Genomic DNA, 20,288 nt, shown 5'->3' on the forward strand with positions numbered 1-20,288 from the left:
GGGGCGTGGCGTCCGGCGCGTGACGTGGGGCGCAGGGTGCCGCAAGCGGCTCGGTGGAAGTGGGCCCCTGCGCGTGGTGGCGGGACGCGGGAAGGGGAAGTGGGCTGCGCCCGTGCCGCCTGTTCCCTTGCCACCTGCGCCCGTGCCGCTACGGGCGGGCGGCACGTGTGCCGGTCGGTTCGAGTGCGGGCAGCGCTGCGCGGGTGGTTGGCGGTGCGTTCACCGGCCCCGCGGGACGGGGACCGCGGTCTGCTCCGGCTTCTGCCGGCGGTCGGTGCACCCGCCCCTGGGGGGTGCGGACGACGCCGCCGTGCCCCCGGGCGTCGGACGGCGCGTCACCCGCAATGAGGCCGGGTGCGGTGGGCGCGGGGCGGGTGGACCGCCCCGCCAGTGGTCGGCGCGCCCGTCGGCCGGCGGGCCGCGATGGTGCTCCGCGCCATCGCCGGGCGCCGGATGGTGGGTCGCGGACCCATGGGTCGGGGCGGACCGGGCGGCATAGCCTCCGCGGGTCCCCGTTCACGCTCCCCTTCCGGAGGCACACGCATGCGCTCCACCTCCCCCCGCCCGCGGCGACCGCGCAGACGGGGCCTCGCGGCGGCCCTCGCCCTCGCCGCCCTCGCCCTCACACCCTCCACGGCCACGGCCGTCCCGCCCCGTCCCGCCGACCACTGCACGCACACGGCCCGGCTGCGGGTCCCGGGCGCCGAGCACCAGCAGGTGTCCTGCCTGGCCGAGTTGACCACGGCGGGCACGGTCGCCTCGGGGCACACCGATCCCGCGGACTGGGCCGGGCTGACCCCCGAGGGCCTGGCCGTACCCAGCGGAGTGCCGGGTGTCCAGCTCGACGGCTACTTCCCGGACACCTCCACCACCAACACCACCCACGGCTGGAACCACGACGCCCAGTTCGTGATCCGCCTGCCGGCCCGGTGGAACGGGGGCCTGGTGGTGGCGGGCACCCCCGGCAACCGCGAGCAGTACGCCAACGACCGCGCCATCGCCGACTGGGTCCTCGCCCGCGGCTACGCCTACGCCGCCACCGACAAGGGCAACACCGGCCTGGCCTTCCACCGGGACGGCAGGAGCCCCGGCGACGCCATCGCCGAGTGGAACCACCGCCTCACCCAGCTGACCCGCGCCGCCCGCGCCACCGTCGCCCAGCACTACCACCGGCCGCCCGCCCGCACCCTGGTCACGGGGATCTCCAACGGCGGGTACCTCGTGCGCTGGCAACTGGAGAACCACCCCGAGCTGTACGACGGCGGCGTCGACTGGGAGGGCACCCTGTGGCGGGCCGACGGGCCCACCCTGCTGGACTTCCTGCCGACGGCCCTGCGCGAGTATCCCGTGTACGCGGCCGGGGGCGACGGCGCGGAACGCGCCCGTCGGGCCCTGCACGCCGCCGGGTACCCGGCCGGCTCGGAGTTCCTGTGGCCCTTCCACCACCAGGTCTACTGGGACCTGACCCAGCGCGTCTACCGCGAGGAACTCGACCCCGGCTTCGACGGGGCGACCGAGGCCGGCACCCCGTACTGCGCGCCGGGGACACCCGCCTGCGACGCCGACTACGACTACGCGGCACGGCCCGACGAGGTCCGGCGGGCCGTGCAGAAGATCGCGCTCACCGGGCGGATCGGCAGGCCGCTGATGACCCTGCACGGCACCCTCGACGTGCTGCTCCCCGTCAGCCGCGACTCCGACGTCTACGCCCGCATGGTGCGGGAGGCCGGCCGCGGGCACCTGCACCGCTACTACCGGATCGAGGGCGGCACGCATGCCGACGCCCTCGTCGACGTGTTCCCCGACCGGCTGCGTCCGCTCACGCCCTGCCACCGCTCGGCCTTCAGGGCCTTGGAAGGCTGGCTGCGGGGCGGCCCCCGGCCCCCCGCCTCCGCAACCGTGGCCCTGCCCGGCCGCGTACCGCCCGGCAGCCTCGTGCACACCTGCTCCCTGGCGGCGGGCCCGGCGCCGCGCCCCTGACCCGCCCGGCGGCCACGGCCGCGGTCATGGGGGCGGAGGCCACGCCGGGGCGCCGGTTTGTGGGTGCCGCCCCCATGTGACGGGGCCGGGGCGCTGCCTAGTGTCTCGGGCCATGACGAACTCATCTCCCCCCGCCGCCGCGCTGCCGCCCGCCGCCCCGGTCGACCTGAGCGGGCGCACGGCTCTGGTGACCGGCGGCGGCAGCGGCATAGGCCGGGCCTGCGTGCTGGCCCTGGCCCAGGCGGGGGCCGCCGTGCAGGTGGTGGACCGGGACGCCGCGGCGGCCGGTGCCGTCGCGGCGCTCGCCGGTGCCGAGGCCCGCGTCGCCGACCTCGCCGACGCGGAGGCGGTCGACCGGCTCCCGGCCGAGGTGGACATCCTGGTCAACAACGCGGGGCTGCAACACGTGGCCCCGCTGACCGCGTTCCCGCCGGAGCGCTTCGAGCTGATCCAGAAGGTGATGGTCACGGCGCCGTTCCTGCTGATGCGCCGGACCCTGCCGCACATGTACGCCCGCGGGTGGGGGCGGATCGTCAACGTCTCCAGCGTTCACGGACTGCGCGCCAGCGCCTACAAGTCCGCCTACGTCGCCGCGAAGCACGCCCTGGAGGGGCTGAGCAAGGTCGCCGCGATCGAAGGCGCCCCGCACGGCGTCACCAGCAACTGCGTCAATCCCGGCTACGTCCGCACGCCCCTCGTCGAGGGCCAGGTCCGGGACCAGGCCGCCGCCCACGGCATCAGCGAGGGGGACGTGCTGGCGGGCGTCATGCTGGCCCGGTCGCCCGCCAAGCGCCTCCTGGAACCGGAGGAGGTGGCCGCCGCGGTCCTGTGGCTGTGCGGCCCCCACGCCGCGGGTATCACCGGCACCTCCCTGCCCCTGGACGGCGGCTGGACCGCCAACTGAGCTCCGCGTCCCTGGCGTTGACGGTCGTGGCCGGCTGCGCTGCCGTCGCCGGCGTCGAGAGCCGACCCGCGCCGGGGACGCGCGGCGGCCTGTCCGCACCGGCCGCCACCGGCCGGACCCCTGTGCGGACGCCTCCCGGCCCTCCACGCGCCCTGGGCGCACCGCTGCCTCCCGGAGGCCGTGCGAGCGTTGAGTCGAAGGGCGTCCAGGCCTGCCGTCACCGCACGAGCCGACGGACGCCCTTCGCCGTGTCGCGGCCACCACCGGCCTGCCCGGCGTCCCACGTCCTGGCGTGCGTCCCGTGCGGCACCGGACTGAATCCGATTGCCGGCACTCCATCGGCGCGGGACCATCACCCGGTGAACGGAGCCGAGGGTCTGACGCTGGTCAAGGTCGTGCAGACGTGTGCCGCCTTTCCTTCCCAGTGGGACGCCTGGACGGCGGAAGGGCAGTACCTGTTGCTCTGGTACCGGCACGGCGAGGGGCGCGTCGAGCGGCATCCCGGCCCTGACGTCGACACGCAGGACTCCTGGAACCAGGGCCTCTCGGCGCTCCTGGTCGAGTGGCACGACGGCACGGGCGGCGGGGCCATCAGCCTCGAAGCCTTCCTCGCGGCCGCCGGAGTGGTGCCGGCCCCGGGAGCGTCCGTGAGCTGATGCCGGCGTGCCCGGTCGTCGTCGCCACCGGACGAGGCCGCGTCGTCCGCCCGCTGCGCGGCGCTCGACGCGTGGCCGCCCCCGCCCGTGGTCGCGGCTCCTCCGGAAGTCGACGTCCCGGCACCGCCACGTCCCGCGGACCGTGCTCCCGCGCCCGCATGGTGGCCGCCCGCACTTCGGCACCGAGAACTATGGTGTCCCACCACATACGCCACTGACCTGCGCGTTCCTACGGTGTGGCGACACGTAACCGTCCCCGTCCCACGTCAGGAAGTGGTGCCGATGTCCGCCCCCGCGACCGCTCCGCCAACACCGAACAGCATCCGCCGTATCGTCGCCGCGAGTCTCATCGGCACCACCATCGAGTGGTACGACTTCTTCCTTGTGGGGTCTGACCTGCGATGACGCAGGCATCCTAGCAGCCCTTCCGAGAGGCGTCCGGGGGGTCTATCGGGCTTGTCAGGCCCGATTTGTACGCAATATGCCCCTGTGGCCAAATCTGGCAAAGGCGCCCGATTCAAGATCGGGAGACTGGCGGTTCGAGTCCGCTCAGGGGTACCGGCGCACGTGGTCCCGACCGGGAGGAGCCCGGAGGGCCGGGATGCCCGACGGCCTGGAGCCCCAAGCGGGGGCCGGACTACCCGAGACCGTCGCACACCCCGGCAACAGCGAGCGCAAGCACCGCCCCGCACGAGTTCGCGAGTCGTACGGAGGGTGCGACTCCCCCGAACCCCCGCCCACGACTCCGGGCGGGGGCTCTTCCATCCCAATCCCCATCCCAAGAAGTGATTCGTCATGTCGAAGGAAACCCGCAACTGGCTGTCCCGCAACGTCCTCGTCGGCTTCACGGAGAAGCGCGGCAACGCATGGCACTACCGCGAGGGCGACCAGAACCACTACCCCGGCCCGATCCCGGTCGAGGACGTGCACCACCGCCTCTTCCACTGGACAGCCCAGGAGAAGGAGCTGTACGTCAAGGCCGAGGTCGGTGAAGGCGCGATGCTCATCCCCGGCCGCAAGGCCATCGTCCGCAGCGACACCGGCGCCGTCCTGGGCATCTTCCGTGCCGGCTACCAGCCCCACCAGTACGGGGAGTGGCTCCTCGACAATGTCGCCAACATCATCGACGACGATCTTCAGATCGGGTCCGCCGGCCTCCTCCGCGAGGGCGCTGTCGCCTGGGTGTCGGTCGAGGTTCCCGACAACATCATCACGCCCGAGGGTGTCGTGTTCCGACCCTTCCTTCTGGCGGCGACGTCGTTCGACGGCACCGTGGCGACGACGTACAAGCGTGTTGTGACGAACGTCGTGTGCGACAACACGATGCGGGCCGCGCTGGACCGTGAGCAGGGCCAGGTCTTTCGGGTTCGGCACTCGGCCAAGAGCCTCTCCCGTCTCGGCGACGCCCGGGACGCGTTGGGGATCGTGCACGGTATCGCCGAGGAGTTCTCTGCCCAGGTGGCGTCGCTGTCCTCCGTCAAGGTCGACGACCGGACGTTCGAGCGTGTGGTGAACCTGTCGGTTCCGATGCCGCAGGGCGGCCCGGACGGCGCCGGTAAGAAGCGGGCGGTCGCTCTGGCTGAGAAGAAGCGGGACGCTCTCTGGCGCATGTGGCGTGAAGATGACCGTGTGGCGCCGTGGAATGGCACGGCTATGGGCGCGTGGCAGGCGTTCAACACCTACGAGCATCACGAAAGGGCTGTCCGCAAGGGTGCGGCCCGTGCCGAGCGCAACATGATGCGCACCGTCAGCGGCGAGATCGAGACCGCCGACGCTGAGGTGGTGCACCGAATCCTGGCCCTGGCGGCGTAAGAGACACCGGACTGTGGGGCTGCGCTTCTAGCGAGGAGCGCAGCCCTTTCTCTACCCCGATGGCAGACGAACATGAGAATGAGGAAACCCGCTATGAGTAACTTCCATCCCTGGCCCAAGAGGACGCCCGAATACAAGGTTCGGCGGGCCCTTGAAGAGCTGGGCGACCATCCCGAAGAGCGACTGAAGGAGATGGGTGTCACGGGTGTTCCCGGCGACCCGGAACACTGCCTTCTTGCGAACTATCTGAACGCGAAGATCCCCCTGCCCGGCGGTGCAAGGTGGACTGTGGGGCCGGGCTGGGGCTACGGAATTCCCATCCCTGACGCCAGCGCTGCCCTGGCCCGCGAATTCGACCACGGCGGGCACGCCGACATGGTCGACTGGACGCAGCCCGCCAAACCTGCCCGCTTCCCCGCCCCCGAAACCACCCCCGCCCGCGAACAGGTCAAGGAAGACGTGTCATGAGCCATCCCAGGAATCTCGGTGCTAGGCATCACGCGTCGAAGATGACGACGGCGAAGGTGCGGCAGGCCCGGAAGTCGTATGCGACCGGCAGGTGGACGATTGCCGGCCTGGCGGTGAAGTACGGGATCAGTAGCCCGTCGATGTCCGCGATCCTCAAGCACCAGTCGTGGAAGCACGTGACGTGATGGGCCGGTTTGAGGACTGGGACATTGTGGCGATCGTACTATTCATCGCGATATTTTTCGGTGGTCTCTTCATCGTGTTCATCCTGTCTGAGCAGGCCACCAACGAGACGGCACGGCAGTGCATCGCCGCCGGTTTCGAATGGATCGACGGTAACTGCGTCCGCCGCTGACTCCGGGGGTCATGCCCCCGGTGCTGGGAAAGCCCCCCGTCGCTGAGAACGACGGGGGGCGCCCCGACTGACCCCCCTTCCCCGCGCCCTGTGACGGCGGCGCGTGCGGGAAGGGGCCATGCCGCTCCCCCCGCCCGCTACCTGTGGGGGTCGCAGCGGCAACCCGGCGCCCGCCTTTTGGGATGGGGCGGGCGCCGGGCCACATCCCCCACCCATTTCCCCATCCCTCCTGGAGACCCGTCATGAAGATCTACTACAAGGCGACTCGCACTGATGGTTTCGATTTCTTTTCCGGAACCGTCGACTACGCGGGCGCTCTCGCATCCGGTAAGCCCGTGAAGCGCAAGCCCGCCACGGACGAGTATGGGGCCATACAGTTTGCGTGCTGCTCGGACACTGTCTACCACGCCTCCGACGCCCCTTCGGAAACCCTCATCGGCGGGGAGTGGCCGTGCAGGCTGTTTGAGGGCACAGGCCGCCCGGTCGCGCAAGAGGGCCACAAGCACGGTTTTCGTTCCCTTCGTGTCCTGGGTGAGGTACCGGCCTGGCAGGCTCTGGGTCCGAACGGTGAAGCCGTGGCGGCACTGATCGAACGTGCATCCCGCCTCACCCGGGAAGAAGCAGAACAGCTTCAGGCCGCCCGGGATGCCGCCCGGGATGCCGCCTGGGCGGCATCCCGGGCTGCCGCCTGGGATGCCGCCCGGGATGCCGCCGGGGTTGCCGCCGGGGTTGCCGCCGGGGATGCCGCCAGGGCTGCCGCCTGGGATGTCGCCTGGGCTGCCGCCGGGGATGCCGCCAGGGCTGCCGCCCGGGATGCCGCCGGGGATGCCGCCCGGGATGTCGCCGGGATTGCCGCCCGGGATGCCGCCCGGGATGTCGCCGGGATTGCCGCCAGGGCGCTTGTTGCTCGGGACCTCATCTCGGAAGAACACTTCAACGCCCTCTATGGGCCGTGGGCGTCGGTACTGGGGGAGGTGCCGGCATGACTGCCAGTGCCCCCTGGTCGCCCCAGAACCCCGACGGCGACCTCGTGCCCCTCCTGGCCGAAGCCGTTGAAGAGGCTCGTCGCCGTCACCCAGCCGGAAAGGGCGCCGCCACGATGGAGAAACTCACGGCTGCCGACCGGTGCGACCAGTGCGGCGTCACCGCCACCTACCGGGTACGCAGATGGACCGACATGGGCCACGGCGTCCGCGAGACGAGAACCCTCGACTACTGCGCACACCACTGGCGACAAAACTTCCCAGCCATGACCGACCAAGGGTGGATTGTCGTCGCCGGCAACCCCGACCAGATCAGAGGTGTGCCGTGATCCCCACGCACGTGTACCGGCAAAAGCCCGTCCGTGGCCGCATCCCCGACCACGCCAACGCCGCCGACGCCGAACGCCAAGACCGGCAGCGACGCGCCCGGCAACGCCAGCGCCGCGAACAGATTCAGGCGGAACGAACGGCCACCCGCAACGACCAGGAGGAGTAGCGCCGCATGGAACGCTTTCACCGCATCTTCAGCTCGAAGGGCTACCAGTTCTTCCTGCTGGCGGTTGCCCTCGCATTCATGGCCGCCAACATCGTCGCAGGCAACACCCTCCTCACGATCTTCTGGGCGGTCCTGCTGGCATGGTCCATATGGAATCTGAACCGCATCTGCACGGGCCGCGATCCCTACTACAACGAGCATCACGGGAAGGGGAGCGATCATGGCTGACATCGGTGAGGAACAGGAAGAGGTCGAATTCGAGCCCTTCCCCGAAGAGGCCCCGGTCGAGGCCCCGGCAGAACCGGTGCCCGCATGAACGGCGACGACGAATTCATCCGACTCTCGCAGCGTCTGGAGAAGGAGATGACCGCCGGACCGGTAGCGGCCTGGATCAGCCGTACGGCGGCGGCGGTGCTGGCGGTGCTGATCGCCGCACTGCTGCTGCTGGCGGCGGCCACCGCCGGGGCCGGCCTGGCGCTGGCCCTCGTAACCATCCTGGAGGTGTTCTGATGAGGGCCCTGATCGCAAGAGTGCTGGAGGCTCTGCACCGCCGTTACTGCCCGTGCCAAGTCGACGTCGAGACTTTGGATGATTGGGGAGACGGCCCCTGCCGCTGCTGCCGTGGCCCCGAGGAGGAGCCGTGACCGTTGCGCTGTTTCACGGCCACCCGATACGGGTGGGCCGGTACGAGGAGATCCGGCGGTGGGCGCTGCTCGTCGCCGCCCGCGGTATAGCCGACCTGCGCCGCTTTGCCTGGACGGACACCGGAAAGCTCACCATCCGCAAGGGCGACCGCGAGGTCTTCACCGGCTGGGAGGTAGCAGAGGTAGAGGAGCTGTGACGTGGTCGACGGCTGGAAGCTGTCCACGCATGCCGTGGACCGGGCCCTCGACATGGCCCTCGACCCCGACGAGATCCGGCGAACCCTTGCCGACCCGGCTGTGACGCAGCCGAGCGGATCTGGATATCCGGACAACTGCGAGGTCTGGGCGGCTGGGCGGATCGCCCTCGTCGTCGCCCCTGCCGAGCGAATCGTCATCACCTGCCTGTGGCGTGGGGTCGTGTACGAGCGGGGGACGGAGAGTGAGCCGTTTCGTGACTGATTTCTCCAAGTGCTGCAAGGATTGTTTGGCGGAATTCGACGCCTATCATGCGGGGACGCGAACGGAGGCGCCGCCGCGGCTCACGCGCCCCGCCCTGAATCCCGGTCCTCGTTGCGCTACGCACTGGCGGGAGGAGCTGAAGCGCCGCCGCCTGGCCGCCCACGAGAAACACGTCCAGGGGGTCTACGGGCTGAAGGAGGGCGAGTATGCAGACCTATACCGTTTCCAAGGCGGTTTGTGTGCGCTGTGCCGCAGAGCAACTGGTGCTAGCAGACGTCTATCTGTGGACCATGATCACGCAACAGGGGCTGTGCGAGGTTTGTGCTGTCGCCCATGCAACTCACTTCTTGGTCACGCCCGAGACGACCCCGCCTTCTTCCAGCGGTGCATCGCCTACCTGAACGATCCGCCCTACCAACAACTGAACAGACAACAGAACAAGGAACCCGATGCGATGCCACGTCTGCGACAAGCCGACGAAACCGACCCAGACGGGTAGGTACCGACAGCACAAGAAGCCCGACCACGGTGGGCACGGTGACAGCCGCGATTACTGCGACGCCTCCGGGACAGTCGTCCCGGACACTACCGGCGAAGATACTAACGTCGGCGTTACCTTCTCCCACCCCGCTCCTGTCGCCGTCGACATGTTCTCCCGTCCGGCAGGCCCAGAAGGGCGGCCCGCGGCCTTGCCGATGACCGACCTCGGCAAGGAAGTAACGGCGCGGCTCAAGGAGATGTTTCATGGGTACGTCAACCGGCAAGAGCGTTCCCAGCAGACCGCACTTGGGCCTTCCGAGATCGGGTCACCGTGTGACCGTCGACTGGCGATGTCACTCATGCGGATGCCGAGGGTCAATCCGGGTGGAGACGGATGGGCCTGGTTTGTCGGGACCTGCATTCACGCTGGACTGGCTGACATGTTCGCATGGGCAGACGCCGGTAGTGGACGCTATGCGGTGGAAACCCCGCTGACCTTCCCGTCAGCGTACGTGCCGAAAGGGACCGGGGATCTCCTGGACCGCATGCTGTTGATGTTCGGCCCCGCCGAGAGGAGGTAACGCGTGGCGAACGAGGACAAGTTCATGCGGCCTGCGGAGGCGGCTCGGCTCTTTGGTGTCGACACGAGGACGATTATGCGCTGGTCTGCGGCGGGGAAGCTTCGCAGCGTCCAGACCCTTGGCGGTCACCGGCGTTACTTCCGGGAAGAAGTGATGCGGCTGTGGGGCGAGATGAACGGAGACGCGACATGACCCCTGACGATCCGGACGACTTCTACCGGGACGACACCCCGCCGCCCCGCCGCAAGTCGGAGCCGATGGAGGGCTTCGCCGCCGAGCTCGCGGGGCGGATCCGCGAGTTGTTCTTCCAGTACACCAACCGACTAGACCGGTCCCAGCAGAAGCATCTGGGGCCTTCTGAGATCGGCACCCCCTGCGACCGGCGGCTCGCGATGTCGCTCATGGGTATGCCGGCCGTCAATCCGGGCGGCGACAACTGGGCGTCCTGGAAGGGTACCCAGATCCATCGCGGCCTGGCGGAAATGATCGACTGGGCGAACGCCAACTCCGGCCGGTACGCCACGGAGATGCGAGTCGCGCTACCCTCCGAGCGTGTGCCCGGCGGCACGCTGGACTGGCTCGACCGGACGCTGCTGATGGTCGGGGACTGGAAGCTCCTCGGATCGTCCAGCCTTTCCAAGCTCCGCCTCGACGGGCCGCCGCCCCGCTACCGGATTCAGGCCCACTGCTACGGGCTCGGGGCGACGCGGGCCGGTGAACGCATCGAGCACGTGGCGATCATCGGGATGCCCGCCGAAGCTCAGTCGCTGAACTCGCTATACGTCTGGGCGGAGCCGTACTCGGAGCAGGTGGCGCTCGACGCCCTGGCGCGAGTCGACCGGATCGCGGAGCAGATTGGCACCGTCGGGAACGGGAGGGGCGAAGCCAACAAGCGGCTCCTCGCTCTCGCTTTCCCCACGGCCGATGACTGCAAATTCTGTAGCTGGCACACCAAGACGAAGAGCGGCTGCAACGGCCATCAGTCATAACCGAACACCCAACAGAACAGAGGAACCCCGCATGGCAACCCCCAACCAGCCCGGCTACGAAGCCGATTTCATGGAGGAAGGCGGCAAGTCGTTCTCGTTCGACGGGACTCCGCCGATCTCCGTGACCGGCATTGTGTCGGTGGACAACCCGGTGAAGATGCAGCAGCGCGACTTCGATACCGGCGATCTGCTGACCTGGCCGGACGGCAATCCGAAGTGGCAGTGGCGCGTCGACCTCCAGACCGAGCTGCGTGAGGCGCCGGACGACGACGGCATGCGCTCGGTGTATCTGAAGTTCCGCTCGAAGGCCGCGGTGGTGAACGCCGTGAAGGCGGCCGGCGTCAAGCGCATGGAGCGGGGCGGGCGGCTGACCCTGACGTACACCAGCAACGATCACAGCCAGCCGCATCGTACGAAGCCCGAGTACGGCTGCGGGCCGCAGTGCCAGCAGGGCCGCGGCTACCCGGCGAAGAACTACGAAGCGAAGTACGAGCCGCCGCAGCAGGGCCTGATGGACTCCGGCCCGGATCCGTGGGCGGGGATGAACGTCAGCCCTCCTCCGGCGGCTGCCCCTCCTGCGCCCCCGTCCGCTGTGACGGCGCCTGCCCCTGCGACGGCTGCGCCTGCTGTTGACCCAGAGCTCGTCGCCTTCTTGGTGGGCAAGGGCATCGGCAACGCCGCCACGCTCGACGCGGCGACCGCGAAGCAGATAGCGGCCGTCTATCCCGACAACCCGTTCAAGTAGGAGACCCGCGATGACCGACGAGACGACCGCCACCCAGCGCCGGGTCCGCAAGCCGGACCCGCTGAGCCGCTACCGGAAGGCGCGGGCGAAGGCGGACAAGGCGCGGGCCGCGTACGAGAAGGTGCAGGTGCTGGCCGCGGCCCTGCATGATGCGGAGGCGGAGGAGAGGGCGGCGTACGACGCCCTCTCGGACGAGCTCGGTGAGCTCGGCTTCGTGGACGGCGACGAATAGCCCCCTTGACAGCCCCGACCGAATGGGGCATTCTTGGACATCGCAACCAGTTGCGAAGGTGCCGGTTACTTCATTTTGCTGAAGATGAAACCGTACCGTTGCCGATCTTGTTCCCTGGTTGCGCATGGCTTTGATGCCAGTTGCGCAGGAGACGGTTACTTCCACTGTTAATGGAGTGGTCGCGGGTTCGAGTCCCGTCGCCAGCCCCTGGTTGGCGTAGCTCAGTTGGTAGAGCACTTACGTTACCGTCGCCGCCCTGGTTCTCTGGCATCAACCTCTTCTGGTTCGCGCTGCGAAGGCAGCCGGGTACTTCTTTGGGTGAAATATCCCCGGCAAGCCGCACCTGTTCTCGCGACCCCCCTCTTCTCAAGGGCGCCCCCCGTCGGGCGCCCTTTCTGCTGCGCCCCTGCCCGTAAAGGAACCCCCGCATGTCCCGATTCAACCACCGTGGCGCCAAGGCCGCCGGACAGTCCCCGATCACAACCACCACCCAGGCCCTCACCCACGAGGGCGGCAGCGGCTACCACCGCGACGAAAAGTCCGAGCTGTTCCTCCTCGCCGTAGCAAACCTCGTCAGCCAGGACGCCTTCTACGAGACCGGCGGCGAGCGGGACAACCGATACCAGCAGCTCATCCGCCACCTCGCCGTCACCGACCCCGACTGGACCGTGTCGCTGCTGACCTGGCTCCGTAGCAGCGCCGGCATGCGCACCGCCTCCCTGATCGGAGCGGCCGAGTACGTCAAGGCGCGTCTCGACAAGGGCATCCACGGCGACAACCGGCAGATCATCGACATGGTGTGCAAGCGGCCTGACGAGCCCGGCGAACTCCTCGCCTACTGGCACTCCCGGTACGGGCGGGCCCTGCCGATGCCGGTGAAGCGCGGCCTCGCCGACGCCGTCCAGCGTCTGTACGGAGAACGATCGCTGCTGAAGTACGACACCGCGTCCCACGCCTACCGCTTCGCCGACGTCATCGAGCTCGTCCACCCGACACCGAAGGCGCCGTGGCAGAGCGATCTGTTCCGGTACGCCATCGACCGCCGCCACAAGCGGGAGGATCCGCCGCCCGAGTCGCTGGAGATGATCCGGCACAACGCCTGGCTCCGCGACAAGGCCGGCGAGGAGCCGGAGATCGCCCTCAATGCCACTCACCTCGCCCAGGCGGGTATGACGTGGGAGGACGCCCTGTCCGCGGTCGGCTCGAAGGTCGACAAGGCCGCCCTGTGGGAGGCCATGATCCCGTCGATGGGGTACATGGCGCTGCTGCGGAACCTGCGGAACTTCGACGAGGCCGGCGTCAGTGACACGGTCGCCGCCGGGGTCGCTGCGCGCATCGGTGACCCGGGCGAGGTGGAGCGGTCGCAGCAGTTTCCGATGCGGTTCTTGTCGGCGTACCGTGCGGCGCCTTCGCTGCGCTGGTCGTGGGCGTTGGAGAAGGCGTTGAACCTGTCGCTGGCGAATGTGCCCCGGCTTCGCGGCCGGACTCTCGTCCTGGTCGACCGGTCGGCTTCGATGTTCTGGGCGCAGTCGAAGCAGTCGCAGCTCACCTTCGCTGACACGGCCGCGGTGTTCGGTACTGCGGTGGCGGTGCGGGCCGAGAACGCGACGCTCGTCCAGTACGGCAGCCTCAGCGAGGAGATCACCCTGCCGCGCGGGATATCGGTGCTGAAGGCGATCGAGCGATACAGGAACATGGGCGGCACGAACACCGTCGAGGCGGTGCGGCAGCACTTCCAGGGCCATGACCGTGTCGTCATCGTCACCGACGAGCAGGCGTACCCCTCCTACTACGGCAGTGTCGATGACGTTCTGCCGGACAGCGTGCCGCTGTACACCTGGAACCTCGCCGGCTACCGGGTGGGGCACGGCCGTTCGGGCAGCGGGAACCGGTACACGTTCGGTGGGCTGTCGGATGCGGCGTTCCGCATGATTCCGCTGTTGGAGGCCGGGCGTAACGCCGACTGGCCGTGGGTGGGGTGACACCAAAAGACCGGGGTGGGGCGCTAGTGGCTGGGCGCCCCACCCCCTCTCATAACCGAATAGGGGTCGCGGATGCCTCACGAATACGAGAAGACGCATCACGAGTGCCACTGCCGTGACTGCGATCCGATGGTGGCGGCGGCCGAGCGACTGGACATCTGGAAGACGGCTCACAAGGCGCTCACCGAGCGGTCCTGGCCGTCGTCATACGACGTAGACCCGCGCGACGTCCTCATCCTCGCCCACTGGCTGCTTCATCAGGAGGACGCGAGCGACAGCGGCGATGGGGGGTCGTCGTGACCACCACAACAGAATAGAGGCCACCCATGGGAACCGACATCCACGGCGTGCTCCAGTCGCGGTACCGCGACGGACAGAGCTGGTATACCGAATGCCGGATGGAGGACGGCCGCAACTACCGGCTGTTCGCCGCCCTGGCCGACGTCCGGAATGGCTTCGGCTTCGCCAGAGTCCCAACCCACACGCCGATCACGCCCATCGCCGAACCGCGAGGGTGGCCCGACGACTTCAGTCTCAAGCAAGTGCGGTGGATCCTCGGCTACGGCGACGACGAGGATGAAGCGTGGCTCGGCGATCACTCGTTCTCCTGGCTCGGCCTCGACGAGGTTGCGGACTGGAAGGGCTGGGACCAGGAGCTCAAGGAGTGCGGTTACATCAGCCGCGAGGAGTACGAGTCCTGGGATCCCGTGTTCCCGCCGGCCGGCGGCTGGTGCGGTGGGATCTACGGCCGCGACGTGGTTGCGATCGACCAGCGGAGCGACGCCGATCTGCTGGCAACGAAGGATTGGACCCACGTCCGGGTCTACTGGTCACGTCCGCTCCGGGAGAGCTGCACGGCGTTCCTCGCCTGGGTGGAGTACGCCAGGGCCAAGACCGCAGGGCAGGAAGCCCGCATCGTCTTCGGGTTCGACTCGTGACCCGCCGACTCGATACGGCCGTCAAGGCTGCGATGACCGGTGCCGGAAGTATCGGTTTCCTCCTGCACGCCGCTCTGACGGCCGCCGTGATCTGGGGCGTCATCGAGCTGGTCGCCTGGCTGACGAGCATCTGATGACCAGGGCGAAACGCGTCACCGCCGGCGAGCTGGAGCCGGATGTCGTGGAGCGGATCCGCGCCGACATCGCCCGGTGGCGCCCCGGCCTGTGGGCTCAGGCGGTGTCGCCGGGGCCGACCTGCCGCTGCGGAGTGAGGCGGAAGCCGGGGCGGTGGACTCGGTACGCGATCGACGAGGGGCGGTGCTGGCGCCATGCGCAAGGTCCTGAACGGCCGGAGGATCAGGGACCTCGCGTTGCCGGGTGACGACGACGGCGTACTCGACTACCTGATCCGGCAGGCCGTCCGCCGCGACGGACGGTTCAGCGCGCTGGAGCGCATCGTCTACGGCTGCACCGCTTTCCAGCTTCAGCACGGACTCGATTTCTGCATGATGATCGACTGTCCGAACTGCGGGGGGCTGTGAGGACGGCAGCAGAACGGATAACTGAATATGGATAACACCGGCCCTCGGATCCTGTCGCTCGACATCGAAACCAGTCCGGTCGTCGCCCACGCCTGGGCCCTCTTCAAGCAGAACGTCGCGATCAACCAGATTATCGAGCACCCCCGGACGATCTGCTTCGCGGCGAAGTTCATGGATGAACGCAAGGTCCATTTCTACAGCGAGTTCGAGCACACCCACAACGGTATGGTTCGGGCCGCTCACGCCCTGTTGGACGAGGCCGACGTCGTCATGCACTTCAACGGCGACCGCTTCGACCTGCCTAGGCTCAACACCGAGTTCATTCTCGCCGGGCTCACCCCGCCGGCCCCGTACAAAAGCATCGACCTGTACAAGGTCATCAAGGGGAACTTCAACTTCACGTCCAACAAGCTGGCCTATGTGTCGGAGCGCCTCGGCCTAGCCGGGAAAGTGAAGCACGACGGGCACGAGCTGTGGATCAAATGCCTTGCCGGCGACCCCAAGGCGTGGGCGCAGATGCGCCGATACAACGTCCGTGACGTACGGCTCCTGGAAGAGATCTACGACAAGGTGCGGCCTTGGATCGACAACCATCCGCACCACGGCCTGTACACCGGCCAAGGCGACGTGTGCCCCAACTGTGGTGGCGTCGACCTGGAGCGCCGCGGTTTCGCCCTTACCGGCGTAGGCCGGTTCCAACGCTACCGGTGCAGAGCCTGTGGCACGTGGTCCCGCAGCAACCGCCGGGACCACGGAGTTACCACCACACAAGCGAAAGGAAGGTGAGGCGGTGAGTGACCTGACCGCTTCGTTCATCCTCGGTCTCTTCCTCGGTACCGTCCTGGCCCGAGTCCATAACCGGCGTACGGCGCTGGCCCGCATCGAAGCCTACGCCAACGGAACCCGATAACACCCCCCGTAAAGGAGCACTGAATGAACCCCGAACTGGACTACCACGAGGAAACCCTGACAGTCGAGCTCGTCAGGGACGGCACCACCACCCGCGTCGAGATCATCGACGAGACAGGTGCGGTCATCGGCATGGGCGTCGCCCGCCGCCGCAAGGGCGACAAGCGCAACGCCGCGGTCGGCACGGCTATCGCGATGCAACGTGCAATGCGCAGCAGCGCCGACGCCTTCAGTCGAGTCGTTGTCAACCACTTCACCGGTAGGCAAGTCCTGTGACTCCGCCGAAGCCGAAGAAGCCGGCGGAGGGCGAGGGCCGGAAGAAAAAGAAGAAGGGTCCGACTCAGGTATCCCCGATGCAGCGGGTGAAGGTCATCGGTGCCGACGGGAAGGTGAGGTTCGTGTGGCGGCCCTGGTGAGCGAGTGCGCGAAGAGGTCGTACCCGACGCGGCTCGAAGCGCGGGCGACGCTGTTGAAGCTCTGGAAGATGGGGCGCTCCGAGTCGTCGACGTACTACTGCTCGGCGTGTGATGCGTGGCATCTGACCAGGAAGAAGCGGAGGTGGCCGTGAAAGAACCGAAGGGGCACTTTGAGCACGAGGATGATGAGCATGGCCTGACCGGCGAGTGCTACGGCTGCGGTCACGAGTGGCCGTGCCCGAAGTGGCGGGCTTGGACGTCGTCGAAGGACTACCGAATCCAGGAGCTGGAGAGGAAGGTCGAGCGCCTCGGCCTCGACTCCGCCGGGAACCGCAGGGAGCTGTCGAACCTCCGCGAGGCGCACCGCCGTCTTCAGCTTCTGGTCCGGGGCGGCATCATGCTCGCCCTGCGCGACGCCGGGGCCGGGAGCATCACCGAAGAGGTGACCCGTGAGGCGATCGACGTGACGCCCCCGTTCAGCGCCTTCAAGGAGTTCACCCCCGGCCTGACGGAGTACACGGTCACCTACACCGGCCCCAACTCGACGTACGTCAACGGCCAGCTCGAATCGCAGGTCTGGAGCAGCGGATGAGCCGCTGCCCCTTCAAGCTGCCCGCGATGGGCCGCTGCGACAAGCCAGAAGGGCATGACGGCCCGCACGCCAACGGCGCCTTCAAGGACTGGGCGCACGAGCTCTCCCCCTCCCCCTACACCGAGCCGTTCGCCGCCCTGGACAACGGCGCCGCCGCATCGAGCCCCGAGACCGCCCCCGAGCACTACCGCGGCAAGGGCATGGAGCCGTGGGATGTGGTCGACGCGTTCGGGCTGGACTACTACCGGGGCTCGGCTCTGAAGTACATCTTGCGAGCCGGACGCAAGGGCCCCGCCGCTGAAGACCTGCGCAAGGCGATCCACTTCCTGCGTAAGGCGCTGGAGCTGGAAGAGAACAGAACGGACAACTGAATATGGCTAAGTGCGCGGTAAACAATTCGCAAATCGCAATCAAGGCGACAGGTTCGACAGAGTGGACCGACATCTCGGATCACTGCACTCGGTGGAGCATCGACGCCCGGGTTGGGGAGATTTATGAGTGCCGGCTGACGCTGTTTGACGGCAGCATCATCCAGATAGACAAGCGCCATAACGGGCTCAACGACCAGCCGATCAGGGTTGATGCAGGCGGCGAATCGGTGACAAGGGTGACGCGGAAGCACAATCCGCACTCGCTGAGGCTGGCGACCAACGATGTGATCTCGGTAGCCGGCCACGATCTTTCCGACCATATCAGCGGATACAGCCAGCACGTACGCGCGGGAGAACTCGACACGGTCGAGCTGGTCATTCAGTGCGACGACGATGTCCTCCGGATCAACGGTGTGCACCCATGGAACGAGAAGGACAACTGAATATGTACGAATACCCCAGCAACTCCCGGTCTCACGAAGAACAGCGACGCGCGTGGGCCCTCGAACTGGCCGCCAGCACCTTCGGCAGCCGAGCGGTGTCCAGCGACGTCGTCGCGTCCGCCCGGCGGTTCGAGGAGTACCTGAAGACCGGCGGGGAGCTCAGTAACGGGCCGCTGATCGGCGTCCAGATACAGTCCAAGCCCCAGAGCGACGCGGCCTGCGACAGCGGGCGCGCGTTCGAGAGGGCCATCGAGGAAACCATGAAGGTGATGAAGCGCAAGGGCAGCCTCCCCCGATGAGCTACGCACGCCTCGGCCAGAGCGGCTCCGACGTCTACGTCTTCATGGACATCAGCGGGCACCTCGAATGCTGCCTATGTGCGCTGATGCCGGTCGGCCGCATCCTGCCCGGGAGCTTCAGGGCGCACTGCACACAGGGCATGGTCGACCATCTGGCCGAGCACGAGGCGGCAGGCCACCACGTCCCCGATTACGTCGTGCCCGAACTGCCGGCCGACGACGCCGAGAACTTCCCCCGCGCGAAGGGAGGTGAACCCGAATGACGGGGCCGATTGACCCGATAACCGACCTGGCTATGGCCGCCGCGCAGGCACACGAGCTGTACCAGGCATATGTCGAAGCTGGATTCACCGAGGAGCAGGCTTTCGAAATCCTCAAAATCCAAGTCACTGCTGCTGCCATGCCCCCGCTTTTCGGACGGAGGTGAATTCGATGACAAGACTCCTTGAGATGAGTGACGAGGAACTCGCCGCCCGTTTGCGGGCCGCGCGCACCCTCTCACAGGATGACGTGTACGGTAAACGCTGCTGCAATAATCTGCCGATCCCCGCCCAGGCCAGGTACGAATCTGCCGCGCATCATCACGGCGTCGACGCCGCATCGGAGCACTGATGCACCGCGGCGACGCCGTGTGGGGCGGCCTCTTCGCTGCTGGTATCGGCTACGAGCTGTGGGCGATCCGCAAGGCCCGCCTGGACTACACGCTGTCGCGAACTACCCGCCGTGCGATGTTCCTGCACACCCGTGGCGGGCGGCTCGTGTTCACGGCCGGGTGGATGTGGTTCGCGGGGTGGTTTCTTCGTCACGTCATGGAGTTCGGAGAGGAAGGATTGTGATGGAGGAGGAACGCAAATGCCCGCCGTTTCGGCATTACTGGTATTCCGAAGCGGCGCGGGCACCGCGGGTGATCGCGATGGACTGGTGCTGCGTTTGCGGCCATCCGCGCCCGGTAGAGGACATTCCCGGGAACCGAAGGGCGGTGAAGCGGTGACCACCCCCAAGACGCATGTGCACGTCTGGTTCCAGCTCTACGTGTGCTACGACCCGAAGGCGCGGCTCGGCTCCCCCCTGGTCGAAGTACGGGCTTGCGGATGCAAGAAGCAGCATGCCCGACCCTGGCGGCCCGTCCCCGAACCATCGTGAGCCAGCCCGACGAACCAGCCCGGCCCGAACCCACCGTCGAACCCCAGCCACCAGCCGATGTCGGAACCGAATGGCGCTACTGCTCTTCCTGCGCCCGCCTCGAACCCGCAGACGAAGCGGGTGTCCTGCTGCCGCACCTGGCCTCCAAGTCGACGTCGTCGACGCTGATGTGCCAGGGCGGCGGCGAGAAGGGGCCGCTACTGCCGCCCAAGCCTGACATGGCCGCGGTGCACAAGTGCCCGTACATGAACGGCTGCAACATCTGCAAGCCCAAGGACGACGATGACGACTACGACGACTGAAACCGCGAGCAAGGGCGTGGACTCCGCCCTTCCGCCGGGGCACTGGGTGTGCCCCGGATGCTCCCACGACGGCACGATCGCGCTGTGCGGTGCCTGGCTGCTGGGCATTCCGGCGCCGCCGTCGGCGCCCCGCTGCGAGAGGTGCGACGACGCCCTCGCCGACCACATGGCTAGCCATCGAGGAGGTCACCGATGACCGACGACACCGTACGACAGATCCTGCGTGACGCGGCCGACTACATCGCCGAGCACGGGCACTGCAAGGGCCGGCTCGAATCCTGGTCGCCCGATGCCGATCTGCCGGCGGTGTGTGCGCTGGGGGCGCTGCGCCGCACCGGCCTGAGGCATGGGATCGCTGCGTACGGCGCCGCCGTGGGGCAGCTGGCCGACCACCTGCGCTCGCGGGACGACGACCCGCGCATTCCCTACGCCTGGAAGCGCTGGGTGGACAGCGCCCAGCTCATACCCATTTACAACGACCACGAGGCTACGACGGCTGAGGACGTGATCCTCGCTATGAAGCGGGCCGCGGAGGACCGGTGACAGGCCCTGGAGGAAGGAGGCGAT

The 20,288-nt window shown here is 68.0% G+C and carries 37 protein-coding genes and 2 tRNA genes; 38 read left to right on the plus strand and 1 reads right to left on the minus strand.

The annotated features are described in order from the left end of the window. Positions 1–543 precede the first annotated feature (543 nt). The 6 genes from BJP40_RS23580 to BJP40_RS23605 all read left to right on the plus strand — a co-directional run bounded on the left by BJP40_RS23580 (position 544) and on the right by BJP40_RS23605 (position 5,820). Positions 544–1,980, plus strand: coding sequence for a tannase/feruloyl esterase family alpha/beta hydrolase (locus BJP40_RS23580; RefSeq protein ID WP_071282158.1), 1,437 nt, complete (start codon positions 544–546; stop codon positions 1,978–1,980). A gap of 112 nt (positions 1,981–2,092) precedes the next feature. Beyond that, positions 2,093–2,884: a 3-hydroxybutyrate dehydrogenase gene (locus BJP40_RS23585; RefSeq protein ID WP_071265547.1), complete on the plus strand. Its 792-nt coding sequence runs from the start codon at positions 2,093–2,095 to the stop codon at positions 2,882–2,884. 359 nt (positions 2,885–3,243) lie between these two features. Next, positions 3,244–3,540: a hypothetical protein gene (locus tag BJP40_RS23590; RefSeq protein WP_256220813.1), complete on the plus strand. Its 297-nt coding sequence runs from the start codon at positions 3,244–3,246 to the stop codon at positions 3,538–3,540. A gap of 483 nt (positions 3,541–4,023) precedes the next feature. Further along, positions 4,024–4,098 (plus strand) — tRNA-Leu (locus BJP40_RS23595). Positions 4,099–4,335: 237 nt separating this feature from the next. Further along, on the plus strand, positions 4,336–5,352 hold the full coding sequence (locus BJP40_RS23600) for a DUF932 domain-containing protein (protein ID WP_071282159.1): 1,017 nt from the start codon (positions 4,336–4,338) through the stop codon (positions 5,350–5,352). Positions 5,353–5,445: 93 nt separating this feature from the next. Beyond that, complete coding sequence (locus tag BJP40_RS23605) at positions 5,446–5,820, plus strand: hypothetical protein (RefSeq protein ID WP_071282160.1); 375 nt, start codon at positions 5,446–5,448, stop codon at positions 5,818–5,820. 28 nt (positions 5,821–5,848) lie between these two features. Here the strand turns inward: BJP40_RS23605 and BJP40_RS35890 are convergent, their stop codons facing one another. Next, positions 5,849–5,977, minus strand: a complete 129-nt coding sequence (locus BJP40_RS35890; protein ID WP_256220814.1) for a hypothetical protein — start codon at positions 5,975–5,977, stop codon at positions 5,849–5,851. A gap of 9 nt (positions 5,978–5,986) precedes the next feature. Here BJP40_RS35890 and BJP40_RS33710 point away from each other — a divergent pair, with 9 nt between their 5' ends. The 32 genes from BJP40_RS33710 to BJP40_RS23725 all read left to right on the plus strand — a co-directional run bounded on the left by BJP40_RS33710 (position 5,987) and on the right by BJP40_RS23725 (position 20,264). Next, positions 5,987–6,175, plus strand: coding sequence for a hypothetical protein (locus BJP40_RS33710; protein ID WP_143065997.1), 189 nt, complete (start codon positions 5,987–5,989; stop codon positions 6,173–6,175). A gap of 242 nt (positions 6,176–6,417) precedes the next feature. Beyond that, entirely contained in the window at positions 6,418–7,161 is a 744-nt protein-coding gene (locus BJP40_RS34520; RefSeq protein ID WP_177204458.1) for a hypothetical protein, read from the plus strand. Beyond that, a complete protein-coding gene (locus BJP40_RS35005; protein ID WP_071282161.1) occupies positions 7,158–7,487 on the plus strand; it encodes a hypothetical protein in 330 nt (109 codons plus the stop codon). The genes BJP40_RS34520 and BJP40_RS35005 overlap by 4 nt, the downstream gene beginning before the upstream one ends. Then, the gene (locus BJP40_RS34525) at positions 7,484–7,654 is read left to right on the plus strand and encodes a hypothetical protein (protein ID WP_177204459.1); all 171 of its coding nucleotides are present in this window, start codon (positions 7,484–7,486) and stop codon (positions 7,652–7,654) included. The genes BJP40_RS35005 and BJP40_RS34525 overlap by 4 nt, the downstream gene beginning before the upstream one ends. A 6-nt stretch (positions 7,655–7,660) precedes the next feature. Next, positions 7,661–7,882 (plus strand): hypothetical protein, encoded by a 222-nt coding sequence (locus tag BJP40_RS23620; protein ID WP_071282162.1) that lies wholly within the window; start codon positions 7,661–7,663, stop codon positions 7,880–7,882. 84 nt (positions 7,883–7,966) lie between these two features. Further along, positions 7,967–8,164, plus strand: a complete 198-nt coding sequence (locus tag BJP40_RS23625) for a hypothetical protein (protein WP_071282163.1) — start codon at positions 7,967–7,969, stop codon at positions 8,162–8,164. Between the two features lie 130 nt (positions 8,165–8,294). Beyond that, a complete protein-coding gene (locus BJP40_RS23630) occupies positions 8,295–8,495 on the plus strand; it encodes a hypothetical protein (RefSeq protein WP_071282164.1) in 201 nt (66 codons plus the stop codon). 1 nt (position 8,496) lies between these two features. Beyond that, complete coding sequence (locus BJP40_RS23635) at positions 8,497–8,757, plus strand: hypothetical protein (protein ID WP_071282165.1); 261 nt, start codon at positions 8,497–8,499, stop codon at positions 8,755–8,757. Next, positions 8,750–9,256: an endonuclease VII domain-containing protein gene (locus BJP40_RS36395; RefSeq protein WP_218153233.1), complete on the plus strand. Its 507-nt coding sequence runs from the start codon at positions 8,750–8,752 to the stop codon at positions 9,254–9,256. The genes BJP40_RS23635 and BJP40_RS36395 overlap by 8 nt, the downstream gene beginning before the upstream one ends. 565 nt (positions 9,257–9,821) lie before the next feature. After that, on the plus strand, positions 9,822–10,010 hold the full coding sequence (locus BJP40_RS23645) for a helix-turn-helix domain-containing protein (RefSeq protein ID WP_071282167.1): 189 nt from the start codon (positions 9,822–9,824) through the stop codon (positions 10,008–10,010). Beyond that, positions 10,007–10,807, plus strand: a complete 801-nt coding sequence (locus BJP40_RS23650; protein ID WP_071282168.1) for a hypothetical protein — start codon at positions 10,007–10,009, stop codon at positions 10,805–10,807. Before BJP40_RS23645 ends, BJP40_RS23650 begins: the two co-directional genes overlap by 4 nt. Before the next feature lie 31 nt (positions 10,808–10,838). After that, positions 10,839–11,552, plus strand: a complete 714-nt coding sequence (locus BJP40_RS23655; protein ID WP_071282169.1) for a hypothetical protein — start codon at positions 10,839–10,841, stop codon at positions 11,550–11,552. A 10-nt stretch (positions 11,553–11,562) separates the two neighbouring features. Next, positions 11,563–11,784, plus strand: coding sequence for a hypothetical protein (locus tag BJP40_RS23660; protein WP_071282170.1), 222 nt, complete (start codon positions 11,563–11,565; stop codon positions 11,782–11,784). Positions 11,785–11,922: 138 nt separating this feature from the next. Then, positions 11,923–11,987 (plus strand) — tRNA-OTHER (locus tag BJP40_RS34530). Between the two features lie 225 nt (positions 11,988–12,212). Then, the gene (locus BJP40_RS23665) at positions 12,213–13,766 is read left to right on the plus strand and encodes a TROVE domain-containing protein (protein WP_071282172.1); all 1,554 of its coding nucleotides are present in this window, start codon (positions 12,213–12,215) and stop codon (positions 13,764–13,766) included. A 72-nt stretch (positions 13,767–13,838) separates the two neighbouring features. Next, on the plus strand, positions 13,839–14,066 hold the full coding sequence (locus tag BJP40_RS33715; RefSeq protein WP_143065998.1) for a hypothetical protein: 228 nt from the start codon (positions 13,839–13,841) through the stop codon (positions 14,064–14,066). A 26-nt stretch (positions 14,067–14,092) separates the two neighbouring features. Further along, a complete protein-coding gene (locus BJP40_RS23670; RefSeq protein ID WP_071282174.1) occupies positions 14,093–14,704 on the plus strand; it encodes a hypothetical protein in 612 nt (203 codons plus the stop codon). Further along, entirely contained in the window at positions 14,701–14,838 is a 138-nt protein-coding gene (locus tag BJP40_RS34535; RefSeq protein ID WP_177204460.1) for a hypothetical protein, read from the plus strand. Before BJP40_RS23670 ends, BJP40_RS34535 begins: the two co-directional genes overlap by 4 nt. Before the next feature lie 195 nt (positions 14,839–15,033). Beyond that, the gene (locus tag BJP40_RS23675) at positions 15,034–15,246 is read left to right on the plus strand and encodes a hypothetical protein (protein ID WP_071282176.1); all 213 of its coding nucleotides are present in this window, start codon (positions 15,034–15,036) and stop codon (positions 15,244–15,246) included. Between the two features lie 27 nt (positions 15,247–15,273). Further along, complete coding sequence (locus BJP40_RS23680; RefSeq protein ID WP_071282178.1) at positions 15,274–16,032, plus strand: ribonuclease H-like domain-containing protein; 759 nt, start codon at positions 15,274–15,276, stop codon at positions 16,030–16,032. Positions 16,033–16,179: 147 nt separating this feature from the next. Then, on the plus strand, positions 16,180–16,431 hold the full coding sequence (locus tag BJP40_RS23685) for a dsRBD fold-containing protein (protein WP_071282180.1): 252 nt from the start codon (positions 16,180–16,182) through the stop codon (positions 16,429–16,431). Then, complete coding sequence (locus BJP40_RS34540) at positions 16,428–16,571, plus strand: hypothetical protein (protein ID WP_177204461.1); 144 nt, start codon at positions 16,428–16,430, stop codon at positions 16,569–16,571. Before BJP40_RS23685 ends, BJP40_RS34540 begins: the two co-directional genes overlap by 4 nt. A 148-nt stretch (positions 16,572–16,719) precedes the next feature. After that, on the plus strand, positions 16,720–17,163 hold the full coding sequence (locus BJP40_RS23690; RefSeq protein ID WP_143065999.1) for a hypothetical protein: 444 nt from the start codon (positions 16,720–16,722) through the stop codon (positions 17,161–17,163). Continuing rightward, on the plus strand, positions 17,160–17,534 hold the full coding sequence (locus tag BJP40_RS23695) for a DUF3310 domain-containing protein (RefSeq protein ID WP_071282182.1): 375 nt from the start codon (positions 17,160–17,162) through the stop codon (positions 17,532–17,534). Before BJP40_RS23690 ends, BJP40_RS23695 begins: the two co-directional genes overlap by 4 nt. 2 nt (positions 17,535–17,536) lie before the next feature. Beyond that, on the plus strand, positions 17,537–17,977 hold the full coding sequence (locus BJP40_RS23700) for a hypothetical protein (protein ID WP_071282183.1): 441 nt from the start codon (positions 17,537–17,539) through the stop codon (positions 17,975–17,977). 2 nt (positions 17,978–17,979) lie between these two features. Then, positions 17,980–18,276, plus strand: a complete 297-nt coding sequence (locus BJP40_RS23705; RefSeq protein WP_071282185.1) for a hypothetical protein — start codon at positions 17,980–17,982, stop codon at positions 18,274–18,276. Continuing rightward, positions 18,273–18,539 (plus strand): hypothetical protein, encoded by a 267-nt coding sequence (locus BJP40_RS23710; protein ID WP_071282187.1) that lies wholly within the window; start codon positions 18,273–18,275, stop codon positions 18,537–18,539. Before BJP40_RS23705 ends, BJP40_RS23710 begins: the two co-directional genes overlap by 4 nt. 187 nt (positions 18,540–18,726) lie before the next feature. Next, positions 18,727–18,888 carry a hypothetical protein gene (locus BJP40_RS34545; protein ID WP_177204462.1) on the plus strand — a complete coding sequence of 54 codons (162 nt, stop codon included), beginning with the start codon at positions 18,727–18,729 and terminating at the stop codon, positions 18,886–18,888. After that, positions 18,888–19,112: a hypothetical protein gene (locus tag BJP40_RS23715; RefSeq protein WP_071282189.1), complete on the plus strand. Its 225-nt coding sequence runs from the start codon at positions 18,888–18,890 to the stop codon at positions 19,110–19,112. Before BJP40_RS34545 ends, BJP40_RS23715 begins: the two co-directional genes overlap by 1 nt. 151 nt (positions 19,113–19,263) lie before the next feature. Continuing rightward, the gene (locus tag BJP40_RS34550) at positions 19,264–19,419 is read left to right on the plus strand and encodes a hypothetical protein (protein WP_177204463.1); all 156 of its coding nucleotides are present in this window, start codon (positions 19,264–19,266) and stop codon (positions 19,417–19,419) included. Beyond that, a complete protein-coding gene (locus BJP40_RS23720) occupies positions 19,416–19,721 on the plus strand; it encodes a hypothetical protein (protein WP_071282191.1) in 306 nt (101 codons plus the stop codon). Before BJP40_RS34550 ends, BJP40_RS23720 begins: the two co-directional genes overlap by 4 nt. A 192-nt stretch (positions 19,722–19,913) precedes the next feature. Beyond that, positions 19,914–20,264 carry a hypothetical protein gene (locus BJP40_RS23725; protein WP_071282193.1) on the plus strand — a complete coding sequence of 117 codons (351 nt, stop codon included), beginning with the start codon at positions 19,914–19,916 and terminating at the stop codon, positions 20,262–20,264. The last annotated feature ends 24 nt before the right edge of the window (positions 20,265–20,288 follow it).

It is taken from the genome of Streptomyces sp. CC53 (assembly GCF_001865245.1).
In the GTDB taxonomy this organism is placed as follows: Bacteria; Actinomycetota; Actinomycetes; order Streptomycetales; family Streptomycetaceae; genus Streptomyces.